The organism is Truepera sp. (genome assembly GCA_032027045.1).
Classification (GTDB): Bacteria; Deinococcota; Deinococci; order Deinococcales; family Trueperaceae; genus JAAYYF01.
Genome location: JAVSMU010000001.1, coordinates 1,556,362 through 1,568,781, shown reverse-complemented (window position 1 = coordinate 1,568,781; position 12,420 = coordinate 1,556,362). Strand labels below are relative to the sequence as shown.

Sequence of the window (12,420 nt, the reverse complement as noted above, 5' to 3'; positions counted from 1 at the left end):
TCTCCGAGTGGGACGTCGCATATTCGCGTGGTAGCGTCGGACCCGGAAACGGGGCACTGGAGGGAAGCCATGCGGATCCTGTACGTCGCCGACGACCTCTATCCCGGGTTCGGGGGTCAGGCGCGCGCCACCGAAGGGCATATGGCGGCGTTGGCCCAGCGCGGGCACGAGGTCACGGCCATCGCGGGCCGCGAGGCGCATGGCACGGAGCCGCCCAGCGGCGTGCGGGTCGTGCGCATGCCGTCCCTGCGCTTGGGTGGCGCCCAGACGCGCGTGGCTTACCCGATACTCGGCACGCTGGCCGCCGAGGTCTCGCGCGCCGACGTGCTTCACGCCAACACCCCCGCGGTTCTCACCGCCGCCGCCGTCCTCCTCGCCGGCAGGCGCCACGTGCCGGTGGTGCTGGGGGTGCACACGCAGATCGAGACGAGCACGCTGCAGCTGCCGAGCCTCGCCCGGCCCCTCACGCGGGGCCTGCTCGCGTGGTACGGCTGGCTCTTCGGGCGCGCCGACCTGCTGGTAGCGCCCACGGCGTTCGCCGCGGCCACCAGCCGCGGCTTCACCGACGTGAGGGTAGAGGTCGTGTCCAACGGCGTCGACTACGCCGCCTACTCGGCGCTCGAGCGCGCACCGGGACCGGAGCGCCGGCTGCTGTACGTGGGCAGGCTGTCCGCGGAGAAGCGGCCAACGGACCTGCTCGAGCTCGCGCGACTCCTGCCCACCGACTGTCAGCTGACCGTCGCGGGCACCGGCCCCTTGGCCGCGGAGCTGGCCCATGGCGTCGAGAGGGCGGGGCTGGCCGGCCGCGTACGCCTCGCCGGCTACGTTGACGAGGAGGAGAAGCGCCGGCTGCTGGCGGATGCGGACGTCTTCGTCATGCCGTCGCCGGCCGAGCTCCAGAGCATCGCCACCCTGGAGGCCATGGCGGCCGGCTGCGCCGTCGTCGCCTTCGACTACGCCAGCAGCGCCGTGCCGCAACTGGTCGAGGAGGCGGCCGGCGGCGTCGTGGTGCCCCCGGCCGACCCGGTCGCGCAGGCCGCCGCCGTGACTGCGCTGCTGGAAGACGGCGGCCGGCTTCGGGAGCTGCAGCTGAACGCGCGCGAGTACGCGCGCACGCAAGACGTCAGCAACAGCGCTAGGCGCCTCGAGGAGCTCTACCTGGAGGCGCTGAGCGCTCGAAGGGGTTGGTCATGAACGATGAACTGAGCGGCAAACTGGTCGCCGTCACCGGCGCCTCCGGCGGGATCGGACACGCGGCAGTCGTAAGACTGCTGGCCGCCGGCGCCAGGGTGCGGGGCCTCACGCGCTCGGAGGCCGGCGCGGAGCGTCTCGCGGCCGCGGGCGCCGAGGTGGTGCGAGGTGACCTGCTCGAGGCGAGCGCCTTGCAGGAGCTCTTCCGGGGCGCCGACCTGGCGCTGCACCTGGCGGCCTGGATGGGCGGCAAGGGCGGCGTGCGTGAGGCACGGCGCGTGAACGTCGATGGCGCCCGCCAGGTGGTCGCCGCGGCGGCCGCCGCCGGCACCCGGCGCCTCGTGCACGTGAGCAGCGTGGCTGTCTACGGTCCGAGCCTTCAGGGCGAGGTGGACGAGTCCAACTCCACGCGCGCAGTGGGTGACCCCTACGGCGACACCAAGCTCGAGGGAGAGGAAGCGGCAAGGGAAGCGGGCCTGGCGGCGGGGATCGAGCTGGTGGTGCTGAGGCCGACCATGGTCTACGGGCCGTGGATAGGCTCTTGGACCCTCACGCCCCTGAACGCCCTGAAGGCGGGAGTCCCGCTGGCGTTCGGCGATGGGCGGTTCCTGCTCGACGCCGTCTACGTCGATGACGTGGCGCGCGCCGCCGCCATGGCACTGGTCGCGCCAGGCGCAGCCGGCCAAGCGTTCAACGTCACCGGCGCCCCCACCACCTGGGACGAGTTCCTCGGCGCGTACGCGGCGATGTTGGGCAGGCCCCTGCGCCACCTGCCCACCTGGCTGGTCCGCGGTGGGGCGCGAGTCGCCGGTGCCGTAACGCGCCCGCTGGGGCAGGCGAGGGTGGTGCCCGAGATGACCGAGGTCATGCTCAGCCACGCCACCTTCAGTGGCGACAAGGCGGCCGAGAAGCTCGGTTACCGCGCGCAGGTACCGCTCGAGGAGGGAATGCGGGCCACCGCCCGCTGGCTCCGCGCCGAGGGCCACCTCCACGGCCCGCGGGCCGCGATGGTGGTCGGCGCCGGCAGCGGGCTGGGTTTCGCCGTCAGCGAGGAGCTCCACCGGCGTTACGTGAACGTGATCGCCGCCGATCTGAACCCGGAGGCTCTCGCGGCCGCGGAGTTCTCCAAGGACATCGAGGTCGTCACCCTCGACGTGCTCGACCCCGCTAGCATCGACGCAGCGGTGGCGCGCGCTGAGCACCTCGGGTTGCCCCTCGACGCCGTGGTCATAACCGTGGGTGGCCTGCGTCCAGGGGCCCTCGAATCGCAGCCGCTCGCCGACGTGCGCCTGCAGCTGGACCTGAACGCCCTCGGGCCGCTGAACGTGGTGCGGGCCGTGGCGCCGGGCATGCGGGAACGGGGCCGCGGGCGCGTGGTGGCCGTCGGATCCACCAACGGGCTACTGGTCACGCCCTTCATGGGCGCCTACTCCGCCGGGAAGTTCGCGTTGGAGGCCCTGATGGACTCCTTGAGGCTGGAACTGAGGCCGTTCGGCGTGGAGGTGGTGTTGGTGCAGCCCGGCGCCATGCGCACGCCGTTCGCGGCGGCGGCCAAGGCGCGGCTGAGCGCCGAGGCCGAGCGGACGAGCACCCCGTGGGACGAGTACCTACTCAGGCTGCGCGACTCCGACCTGTGGGGCGAGCGCAGCGCCGCCGACCCGGCGCGAGTCGCGCGCGTAGTGGCGGCGGCAGCCACTAGCAGGCGGGCGCCGGCGCGCGTGAAGGGCACGCCCGAGGTCCCGTTCCTGCGCCTGTTCTCCTACTTCCCGGACCGGCTGAAGGACCGCGTGTTCGCGGGGCCCCTCGGCCTCAAGCCTCCCAGCCGCCGCCCCTGACCCGGCCAAGGAAAAAGGGCCCCGCCTACCTGGCCTGGCCTCGAGGCTCCCCACCGCCGTCGTCCCCGCCAGGCACCGTCCTGCGGCTCCGCACGGGCGCGGGACGGCTCGACAGGAGCCGCCAGGCGCTCAGGGGCCCCAGGATGAAGGCCAGGTAGAAGGTGCCCGTCCGCCACAGCACTACCGGGGCGGCCACCGACTTCAGCTGCGAGTCGGAGGCGCTCATCGCGAGGCCGAGCATGAGCTCCATGACCCCGGAGGCGCCAGGGGTCGGCACGAAGAACGAGAGCAGCGTGATCATGGAGAGCAGCGCCAGCACGTCGAGGAGCCGCACGTGGGCGCCGTACATCGCCAGCAGCGCCCAGAAGAGGGCGAAGTTCGTGACCCAGGCGGTAAGGTTCAGGGCGTGGAGCAAGACCCAAGCTAGGGGCGGCAGGTCCCGGAACGCCACGGCGCTTTCGCGGTACTCCACCGCCATGCGCCGCAAGCGGCGCTGGAAGCGCCGTAGCCACCGCCAGCCCGAGGCGGCGTGCAGCAACCTCACCGCCGGCGTGGGGAAGCGCACCAGGATCACCGAGATGGCGAGCGCCGCGGCGGCCGCCACTGCCGCGGCCAGGGTGAGGGCCGGGCCGAGGTCGATGGTGCTCGAGACGAGGATGTAGACCAGGCCCACCGGGATGAGGATCCCCAGGGTGGCGAGGTCGAGCACGAAGAGCTGGACCGCCATGGCCAGGCCCACGCCGGCCGGGACACCCACGCGCTCCAGAGCCACGACCAGGAAAGGCCCGCCTCCGGTTCCGGCGGGCGTCATGGCGGTCCCGAAGACCTGAGCCACGTGTGAAAGGAAGGCGTGGCCCCACCCCACCCGGTACCCTTGCGACCTCGCGAGCAGTACGAGCTTCGCGACCGGCGCGCTCCAGAGGGCCAGGAGGCTGAGGACGGCCACGGTGATCAGGAACGGCGTCGGGTGCTTAGGCGCGTAGAGCGTGGCGGAGAAGAGGGCCTCGCGCGTTGCCAGGTACAGGCCCGCCAGGCCGAGGGAGAGGCTCAGGAGGAAGACCGCTACGAGCCGCATCAGCCGTTCGTTCCCCCCGTCCTGGCCGCCCGCAAGTACGCGCGGGTGACTCCCTCGAACGGCCGCTTCTCGACGCCCTCGGTGCTAGGTGGCGCCAGGCCCAGAGCGGCCGCCCGCACGTGCGCAGCCGCCGTGCGCGTCATGCCGGCGAAGTCGAGCTGCGCCGCCGCCGCAGCGGCCCTCGTCAGCCGACCAGGCGCGTCGCGCCAGGCTGCCGCCACCCGTGCCAGGTCTTCGAGCTCGACGCGGCCCCCGAGCTCGTGGGCCTCCAGGAACCTGACGACGGCCAGCTCGTTGAGCCCCGCGTAGGCGGTAACCAGTACCGGCCGGCCCACGGCCAGGGCTTCCATGGTGCTGGCGGGCCCGGCTTTGCCCACCACGATGTCGCTTGCGGCTAGGAGAGTGGGCATCTCGTCCGTGAAACCGTACGGCATGAGCCCCGGACGCCGGGTCGCGAGCTCGTCGAGTTCCGCCTTCAGCGCCACGTTGCGGCCCGTGAGGACCAGGAGCCGCGAGCCCGTGTCGAGGAGGCGGTTCACCATGGCCGGCGCGCGCCCCGCCAGCCCCTCGGCACCCAAGCTGAGGAGGATCGTGAAGCCCTCTTCCAGGCCCAGGTGGGCCCGGGCTGCGGCTCGGCTCGGCGGGCTGAGGAACGCTTGCCTCACTGGATAGCCGACGACCTTGATCCGCTCCGGCTTGACGCCGAGGCGCACGAGGTCGTTCCTGGCCGCCAGGCTGGGCGCCAGCAGGAGTTCGCCGCGGGGCTCGGACCAGAGGGCGCTGGCGTCGAACGGCTCGGTGGCGTATATGACGACGGGCGCCCGCAGCCCGTAGCGGTTGCGGGCCGCCGCGAAGACGGTGGCGAGCCAGCCGTGGTTGGCGACCACCAGGTCCGGCCCGAGCTCGTTGAGTTCGCGCGCGATGCCGCGGGCGAAAGCGTCCAACGCCAGGCCCTGCGACGCCCTCGTCAAGGCGGGAGCGGCGTCGGTGAGGCGCTGCCCGAGGCGCACGAGCCGGGGTCGTCGCAGGAGCGCCTTCCAACTCGCCTTGTGACCGCGGTCGAGGCCGGCCGCGCCGAACTCGGCCATCACGTCGCTGACGCGCGTCTCGAACTCCCCGGGGTAATCGGCGTGCAGCGCCTCGGCGAGGGCCCACGCGGTGGCCACGTGCCCGCCTCCGGCGGCGATGGTGGCGAAGAAGACGCTGGCCTTGACGCTCATCAGGAGTTCCTGATCGCCCCGAGCGCCGCCACGGTGCGGGAGAGGCCCTGGCGCCACGTGAACAGCGGCGCGTAGCCGAGCTCTTCCTCGGCGTGCCGCAAGGAGAAGTGAACGTCGTTCAGCATCAGCCGCGCACGGTATCGCGTAACGGGCGGCTCGACCAAGGGCAAGAGCGCAGACCAGGTGGCCTCGACACCGGATGCCAGCGCCGTCGTGGGTCTCCCCGGTAACCGCAGCCGCAGCCCATCCGTGCCCAGCAGCTCGCCGATGGTGTCGAAGAGTTCCCGCCAGCTCGGCATTCCGGCGTCGGCGATGACGTAGACCTTTCCCGCGGCATGAGGCTCGTGCAGGGCCAACACCACCCCGTGTGCGAAGTTGGGGGCGTATGCGGTGTTCAGTACGGTGCTGCCGCGCCGCATCACGGGCAGTATGCCCTTCGCCACTGCCTTGGCGACGCGCGCGAAGGTGGGGTCACGCTCGCCGAACGGCCAGAGTCCGGGGCGGACCACCACGCTCTCCAAGTGCTCGGCGCCAAGCACCAGGTCCTCGGCGAGGATCTTGGAATAGGCGTAGGCGTTGCGCAGGTTGTCGCGGGGTTGCTCTCGCGGGTCGGCGTTCCGGAACCCGGAGTAGCGGTGAACGGCCACGCTCGAGATGAAAAGGAAGCGCCCGCAACGGGCGTGAGCGGCTTCGTGCAGCAGGGCGCGCGTCGCGACGACGTTCGTGCGGTAGAAGGCGTCCCACGGACCCCAATCCGCCACGCGAGCGGCGGCGTGCACCACGGCGTCGACACCGTCGCACATCCCGTGGGCGCTGTCATCTGCGGTCAGGTCGGCACGCACCACCTCGAGGCGCTCGTGATGGCGCAGGTGGGCGAGGTTGGCGTCCGAGCCCCACGGCGTCAGGAGCGCTCGCACGGAGTCGCCGTTGGCCAGCAGGGCCTCCGAGACGTGACTTCCCAGGAAGCCGTGTGCGCCGGTGACCAGGACCCTCATGTGCGAGAGTCCGCAAGCGGGCTGCGACGGAAGGCCATGAGCATGACGGTAGCAGTCCTGGGCTCAGTTGAGCAGGTGACCCGAGCGCGCCAACACGGCAAGGTCGAGCGCGAAGCCGAAGGTAAGGTGCAGGAGCATGGGGTAGAGGATCGAGCGGCTGCGTACGGCCAGGACCGCGAAGAGCACCGACACCGGCGCCGCGGCCATGACTTCGGCCAACGGCTTTCCCAAGTGGACGAGGGTCGCCATGACGACGCTCAGCCAGATGGCGGCCGTGGGGGAGACCACACGCCGCGCGACGTCGATCACGAAGCCGCGGTAGAAGGCCTCGAACGCCAGGTAGTAGAGCGCATACACGACTAGCCAGAGCGCCAGGCTGCCCAGGCTCGTTCCCGCCCAGGAGCCCGGCCACGGGTACGTCGCCGTGAGGGTCGGATCGCCGCTCACGAGGACCATGAGCAGGGCAGCGGCCAGCGCCAGCGGCACCACGGCGGCGAGCCCGAAGCGCCAATCGCCCACCCGCAGTCCCGCGCCCTTGAGCGGCCCGATCAGGGCCCGGTAGAGGGCGGCGGGGATGAGCAGCAGCAGTAGGACGCTCCAGGCGACGCTGTTGAAGGCGGAGAGTGGGACCTGAGGCGCCAGGCGCAGGAGGCTGGGGCCGGGCGTGGCGACGTACCAGAACGCGGCCTGTAGTGCCAGCGAAGCCAGGAGCAGGAACCAGTACTTGCCGGCCTCGCCCCGCGGGAAGAGCGCCCCGAGGTCGGTTGACACCAACCTCAATGCGGCGCCCAGCTTCATAGGTCTTTCTGCACCATGCGGTAGGTCTTGTGGCGCACGCCTCCCACCGCCTCGATGGCGCGGTTGATGGCGTGGTTGTCCTCCAGGGTCCAGCCGCACTCGCCCTCGAGTATCCCGGCGGCATGAGACCGCTTCACGACCTCATCGATGAGGATCAGGTCGAAGCCGTGGTTGCGGTACTCAGGCAGCACCCCCAGGATCACCAGCCGCGCCTGGGTCATGATCTTCTTCCGGTTCAGAAGTGGCAGGATCCCCGTGATCAGGCGGCCGTCGAAGCGCTCCAGGACCTGATTGAGGTTGGGCACCGCGATGCAAACGGCCACCGGCTCGCCCTTGTACTCGAGGAAGAGGGCGAGTTCGGGGTTGACGATCAGCTTCAGGTCTTCCGCCAGGTGGGCTATCTCGCCGTCCGTGAACGGCACGTCGCCCCAGTTCTTCTCCCACGCCGCGTGATGGATGCGCTGGAGGATCTTCACCTCTTCGTGGAAGTGCTTGAGGTCGGCGGCTCGCACCACGGGCTTCGAGCGTTCCCGCGCGCGATCGACGATGCGCCTCACGCGCTCGGGCACCTCGCCCGGGTTCTTGAAATGGAACATGTAGAGGTCCTTGACCTTCTCGTAGCCCACCTCGGAGGCCCACTCGACGTAAGTAGGGGGGCTCTGCGGCATCATCACGTACGGCTTCTGGTCGAAGGCGTCGATCTGGAAGCCCGCGCCGTCGTTCATCGAGGGGTTGGCGGGTCCGCGGACCGACTTGCGGCCGAGGCCGCGCGCCTCCGCCTCCACCGCGGCGAACAGCGCCGCCGCGGCCTCCTTGCCGGCGGCCTCGAAGAAACCGAAGAACACGAGGTTGTCGCCCTCGTGAGTGGAGTTGTGGAGGTCGTCGTCGATGCAGGCCACCCGCCCCACCACCTGCCCGTTCTGGCGCGCCAGGTAGAAGGAGCCGCGGGCGTGATCCCAGAAGGGGTTCTTCTTCGGGTTCAGCAGTTCGAACTCCGAGATGCGCAGGGGCGCCACCCAGTTGGGATCGCCGGCGTGCAGCCGGTACGGGTAGAGGACGAACTCTTTGAGTGTCTTTCGACCGGATACTCGCTCGACGCTCACCATGGTGGCGCTAGATTACGCCAAACTTGCGCCCGACTTCTGTGAAGGCATGCAAGAGAGCGTCAAGCTGCGCGTCGGTATGGTTGGCGTTGACACTGGTGCGGATTATCGACTGTCCGGCCGGCACGCCGGGGGGCAGCGCCGGGGTGGTGAAGATACCCAGCTCCCACAGCGACTTCCAGAAGGCCATCGCAAGCTCGTCCGGGCCTATCAGCACGGGAACGATCGGTGTTCTCGAACCCATCGTGTCGAAGCCCAGCGCCGTCATGCCTGCCGAAAGGCGCGCCACGTTGTGCCACAGCCGTTCACGGTGCTGCGGTTCCGCCTCGATGATGTTGAGTGCTTCCAGGGCGGCGGCCATCTGCATGGCGGGAAGCGCCGCCGTGAAGATGAACGGCCGCGCGTGATGCTTGACGTAGTTGACGACCTCGCGGTCACCGGCCATGAAGCCGCCCACGCTGGCGAACGACTTCGAGAAGGTGCCGACGATGACGTCGACCTCGTCCTCGAGCCCGAAGTGCTCACCGGTGCCGCGCCCGTGTTCCCCCAGCACCCCGGTCGCGTGCGCATCGTCGACGATCAGCCGGGCCCCGTATCGCTTCTTGAGGCGCACGATGCCGGGCAGGTCGGCAATATGGCCGCTCATGGAGAAGACGCCGTCGGTGACGATTATCCGCCCGCCCGGCTTACCGACGTCGGCCTCGAGCATCTGCTCCAAGTCGGCCAGGTCGTTGTGCTCGTACTTCCTCAACGTGGCGAAGGAAAGGCGCGCCGCGTCGTACAGCGAGGCGTGGTTCTCGCGGTCGTAGTACAAGATGTCGTGCCGGCCCGCAAGGGCGGAGACGACCGAGAGGCAACCGAGGAAACCGGCACTGAAAGTCAGCACCGCCTCGCGGTGGAAGAACTCGGCCAGGCGGTGCTCGAGTTCCTCGTGAAGAGTGAGCGTGCCGGTAAGGAAGCGGGAGCCCGTGCAACTGGTGCCGAAGTCGTCGAGGGCTCGGCGGGCGGCCTCCTTGAGGCGCGGGTCCTGCGTGAGCCCCAGGTAGTCGTTCGAGCCCGTGATGATCATCTCGCGGCCTGCGACACGGACACTGCCCCCGTGTTGCGACGCAATGGGTTTGAAGTAAGGGTGCATCCCGCTCGCGACGGCTTCGTCGGCCCTGCGGAACTGGAAGGCTTTGGCGAACGCGTCTCGCGCCGCGATCACCGGCGCTCCACCCTCCGCATTAGGCAATACGTCTGACAACGGTTCCTCCGAACGAGCTTGCTGGGATTCGCAGAGCTTAGCACCCCGGCAGGGCGCCGTGCGGCCTGCAGCCGCCCACGTAACCCTATAGCCCAAACGGACCGCTTGGCAAGTATGTGCGCTTCCATGCCCCCTGCCGGGGACGGTTGTGAGCCAATCGACACCACCTGGCGAAGGCCGGCGTTGGTAGAATCGCTTGGAGTTATCTTGACGGTTTCACGCTCACATACGAGTCCCGCGGCGCCAGTGCGGTGCCCGAAGGGGTGAACAACTTGTACCAAACGCTCTCTCCGATCCGGACCCGGTCGGCGACGGTCGACGACGCACCGCTCGTCCAGGAACTGTACGAGGCGACCCCCGGCTACTTCGAGATCATCTCGATCCCCGTCCCGACCGTCGCCGAGGTGCGCACCGACCTGGCGACGGCCATCTCCGACCCCAGGCGCCACGTGGAGTTGGTCCTGCTGGACCCCAGCGAGTCCGAGTCCGGGCTGCACGTGGATCCGGTGTCGGGCGCCGCGGTGGTCGGCTATCTCGACTACAAGCTCGACTACCCCGCCGCCGGCGACGCAACGGTCAACCTGCTTCTCGTGCGGGCCGGCATGCAGAGCCACGGCGTGGGCAGCGCCTGCGTCAAGGACCTCGAGCGGCGCCTGAACGGCCGCTGTAAACGGATGCTGGCGAGCATCTACGGCGAGAACCCCCGCGCGCGCAGCTTCTGGGAAAGCCACGGTTACCGCTTCGCCATCGACGCTCGCCCGCTGCTCGAGTGGTACGGGAAGAGCCTCGCTTGAAAGAGCCCACGTTGGAGGTCGTCAGCGTCTCGCTGGGTTCCGTGAAGCGCGACACCGACCAGGTCGTCGAGGTTCTTGGCCGCAAGGTTCACATCAGACGCATCGGCACCGGTGGAGACATCAAGAAGGCGGAGGCGTTGATCGGCGAGTTCGACGGCCACGTCGACGCCATCGGGCTGGGTGGCATCGACCTCTACTTCGCCGTACGAGAGCGGCGCTACTACGTGCGCGACGCGTTGCGGCTGGCCCGCGCGTCCAAGTCCACCCCGGTCGTGTGCGGCGCTGGTCTCAAGAACACCCTGGAGCGCCTAAGCGTGAAGGCCCTAGCGCCTTCGGTCGGTTGGCAGGGGCGGAAGGTGCTCATGGTCTCCGCGGTCGACCGTTTCGGGATGGCCGAGGAGCTGGCGAGGCAGGGCGCCGACGTGTTCTACGGCGACGTGGTGTTCGCGTTGGGCTTGCCGGTGCCGGTGAGGAGCCTGGGCGGACTCGTGCGCCTCGCGACGGTGCTGGCGCCCATCGTGGTTCGTGTGCCCTTCAAGTGGCTCTACCCGACCGGGGACGCGCAAGATAGCGCGCCGAACGAGCGTAAGTTCGCCCGCTACTACGATTGGGCCGAGGTTCTGGCCGGTGATTGGCACTTCATCAAGCGCTACGCTCCGGCGTCGCTCGCCGGCAAGACCGTGCTGACCAACACCACTACCGCCGACGACGTGGAGTTCCTCAGGCAACGGGGTGCAAGCGCTCTGATCACGACGACACCGCGCTTCCAGGGCCGCAGCCTGGGCACCAACCTGCTCGAGGCGACGTTCGTGGCCATGGAGGGCGCCAGCGGCGAGTTGAGCCCCGAACGCTACCAGGAGCTGATAAGAGACGCGCGGCTGGAACCATTGCGCATGGAGCTGTAGTGCCGCCCGGTCCGAAGCCGGCGTGCCTCGCCCCGCGACGGCGGGCCACAGGTTCGGGGCCGCCGGGGCCGAGGCTGCGACGGCCGGATGGTAGAGTGGCCCGGCTAATCCGCTACGGCGTGGTCGGGTGTTCGTCGACGACACTGCTAGAGCCGCGGTCCGATGCGTTGGAGGGTATTGATGATCAGCGTGACTGACCTGAGGAACGGGACGAAGGTCGAGATGGACGGCGGCCTTTGGGAGTGCGTCGACTACCAGCACCAGAAGATCGGGCGTGGTGGAGCGAAGATGGTGGCGAAGTTCCGCAACCTCGAGACCGGATCCATCGTCGAGCGTTCGTTCAACGCCACTGAAAAGCTGCAAGATATCTTCATCGAGTACCGCCAGATGAACTTCCTCTATTCCGACGGCGACGACTTCACGTTCATGGACCTGGAGACGTTCGAGCAGCCAGTGCTAACTCGCGATCAGATCGGCGACGGGGCGCGATTCCTGAAGGAGAACACCGAGGTCACGGTCGACTACTACGCCAACAAGCCCCTCAAGGTCACGCTGCCGAACGTGGTGGAGCTCGAGATCGTGCAGACGGACCCTGGCGTGCGCGGCGATACCGTTTCGGGTGGCACCAAGCCCGCCAAGCTCGAGTCGGGCGGCACCGTCAACGTGCCCCTCTTCATCGATCAGGGTGAGGTCATCCGCGTCGACACGCGCAGCGGCGATTACCTGGGCAGGGCCTGATGGACGTCAAGGAGATACGCAAGCTGCTGGAGGGCCTGGCCGCCACCGACGTCCGGGAGTTCACTTACGACACGGGCGATTACAAGTTGAGCGTCAAACGCGGCGAGGACCGGGGTCCGGCCACGGTCACGTTCACGCCTCCCCAAGCGGCCCAGCAGGGCGCTTCTTCCGGCAACCAGCAGGCCGCGCAGTCCGGCCAACAGGCACCGCCCCAGGCCCCGCCGGCGGCCGCCGCCCCCCAGTCCGCCGCGTCGGAGGCCGCCGGCCCGCAGCTTCTGGAGGTTCTCGCCCCCATCGTCGGCACGTTCTACGGATCACCCTCGCCCGAGGCGCCACCGTTCGTGAAGGTCGGCGACCGCGTGAGCGCGGGCACCGTCTTGTGCATCATCGAGGCCATGAAGCTCATGAACGAGATCGAGGCCGAGACGGCGGGGATCGTGCGTGAGGTGTCCGTGGGCAACGGCGACCCGGTCGAGTACGGCCAAGTCCTGTTCCGCATAGAACCGGCCTGAGTTCACGG

The 12,420-nt window shown here is 69.3% G+C and carries 12 protein-coding genes; 6 read left to right on the top strand and 6 right to left on the bottom strand.

What is annotated here, in order from left to right:
- The first annotated feature begins 69 nt into the window (after positions 1–69).
- Together ROY82_07215 and ROY82_07210 are read left to right on the top strand one after the other, a co-directional pair.
- Positions 70–1,194, top strand: a complete 1,125-nt coding sequence (locus tag ROY82_07215) for a glycosyltransferase family 4 protein (protein ID MDT3682247.1) — start codon at positions 70–72, stop codon at positions 1,192–1,194.
- Entirely contained in the window at positions 1,191–3,026 is a 1,836-nt protein-coding gene (locus tag ROY82_07210; GenBank protein ID MDT3682246.1) for an SDR family NAD(P)-dependent oxidoreductase, read from the top strand. Before ROY82_07215 ends, ROY82_07210 begins: the two co-directional genes overlap by 4 nt.
- 25 nt (positions 3,027–3,051) lie before the next feature.
- On the opposite strand, the gene ROY82_07205 is transcribed toward ROY82_07210, so the two are convergent.
- From ROY82_07205 to ROY82_07180, 6 genes are all read right to left on the bottom strand, one after another.
- Positions 3,052–4,101, bottom strand: coding sequence for a lysylphosphatidylglycerol synthase transmembrane domain-containing protein (locus tag ROY82_07205; protein ID MDT3682245.1), 1,050 nt, complete (start codon positions 4,099–4,101; stop codon positions 3,052–3,054).
- Complete coding sequence (locus ROY82_07200; protein MDT3682244.1) at positions 4,101–5,321, bottom strand: glycosyltransferase; 1,221 nt, start codon at positions 5,319–5,321, stop codon at positions 4,101–4,103. Before ROY82_07200 ends, ROY82_07205 begins: the two co-directional genes overlap by 1 nt.
- Positions 5,321–6,316 (bottom strand): NAD-dependent epimerase/dehydratase family protein, encoded by a 996-nt coding sequence (locus tag ROY82_07195; protein ID MDT3682243.1) that lies wholly within the window; start codon positions 6,314–6,316, stop codon positions 5,321–5,323. Before ROY82_07195 ends, ROY82_07200 begins: the two co-directional genes overlap by 1 nt.
- A gap of 63 nt (positions 6,317–6,379) precedes the next feature.
- Positions 6,380–7,087 carry a CPBP family intramembrane glutamic endopeptidase gene (locus ROY82_07190; protein MDT3682242.1) on the bottom strand — a complete coding sequence of 236 codons (708 nt, stop codon included), beginning with the start codon at positions 7,085–7,087 and terminating at the stop codon, positions 6,380–6,382.
- A gap of 23 nt (positions 7,088–7,110) precedes the next feature.
- Positions 7,111–8,220 carry a hypothetical protein gene (locus tag ROY82_07185; protein ID MDT3682241.1) on the bottom strand — a complete coding sequence of 370 codons (1,110 nt, stop codon included), beginning with the start codon at positions 8,218–8,220 and terminating at the stop codon, positions 7,111–7,113.
- Between the two features lie 7 nt (positions 8,221–8,227).
- The gene (locus ROY82_07180; GenBank protein ID MDT3682240.1) at positions 8,228–9,463 is read right to left on the bottom strand and encodes a pyridoxal phosphate-dependent aminotransferase family protein; all 1,236 of its coding nucleotides are present in this window, start codon (positions 9,461–9,463) and stop codon (positions 8,228–8,230) included.
- A gap of 263 nt (positions 9,464–9,726) precedes the next feature.
- Between ROY82_07180 and ROY82_07175 the strand changes: the two genes are divergently transcribed.
- The 4 genes from ROY82_07175 to accB all read left to right on the top strand — a co-directional run bounded on the left by ROY82_07175 (position 9,727) and on the right by accB (position 12,412).
- Complete coding sequence (locus ROY82_07175) at positions 9,727–10,257, top strand: GNAT family N-acetyltransferase (GenBank protein ID MDT3682239.1); 531 nt, start codon at positions 9,727–9,729, stop codon at positions 10,255–10,257.
- Positions 10,254–11,162, top strand: a complete 909-nt coding sequence (locus tag ROY82_07170) for a quinate 5-dehydrogenase (GenBank protein ID MDT3682238.1) — start codon at positions 10,254–10,256, stop codon at positions 11,160–11,162. The genes ROY82_07175 and ROY82_07170 overlap by 4 nt, the downstream gene beginning before the upstream one ends.
- Positions 11,163–11,342: 180 nt before the next feature.
- A complete protein-coding gene (gene efp / locus ROY82_07165; GenBank protein ID MDT3682237.1) occupies positions 11,343–11,900 on the top strand; it encodes an elongation factor P in 558 nt (185 codons plus the stop codon).
- Positions 11,900–12,412: an acetyl-CoA carboxylase biotin carboxyl carrier protein gene (gene accB / locus ROY82_07160; protein ID MDT3682236.1), complete on the top strand. Its 513-nt coding sequence runs from the start codon at positions 11,900–11,902 to the stop codon at positions 12,410–12,412. The genes efp and accB overlap by 1 nt, the downstream gene beginning before the upstream one ends.
- Positions 12,413–12,420 lie beyond the last annotated feature (8 nt).

Bases quoted from the DNA above. Each gene is read 5' to 3' on its own strand.
- ROY82_07205 (MDT3682245.1), bottom strand. From the start codon at position 4,101: ATGCGGCTCGTAGCGGTCTTCCTCCTGAGCCTCTCCCTCGGCCTGGCG.
- efp (MDT3682237.1), top strand. From the start codon at position 11,343: ATGATCAGCGTGACTGACCTGAGGAACGGGACGAAGGTCGAGATGGAC.
- ROY82_07185 (MDT3682241.1), bottom strand. From the start codon at position 8,220: ATGGTGAGCGTCGAGCGAGTATCCGGTCGAAAGACACTCAAAGAGTTC.
- ROY82_07210 (MDT3682246.1), top strand. From the start codon at position 1,191: ATGAACGATGAACTGAGCGGCAAACTGGTCGCCGTCACCGGCGCCTCC.
- accB (MDT3682236.1), top strand. From the start codon at position 11,900: ATGGACGTCAAGGAGATACGCAAGCTGCTGGAGGGCCTGGCCGCCACC.
- ROY82_07200 (MDT3682244.1), bottom strand. From the start codon at position 5,321: ATGAGCGTCAAGGCCAGCGTCTTCTTCGCCACCATCGCCGCCGGAGGC.
- ROY82_07195 (MDT3682243.1), bottom strand. From the start codon at position 6,316: ATGAGGGTCCTGGTCACCGGCGCACACGGCTTCCTGGGAAGTCACGTC.
- ROY82_07215 (MDT3682247.1), top strand. From the start codon at position 70: ATGCGGATCCTGTACGTCGCCGACGACCTCTATCCCGGGTTCGGGGGT.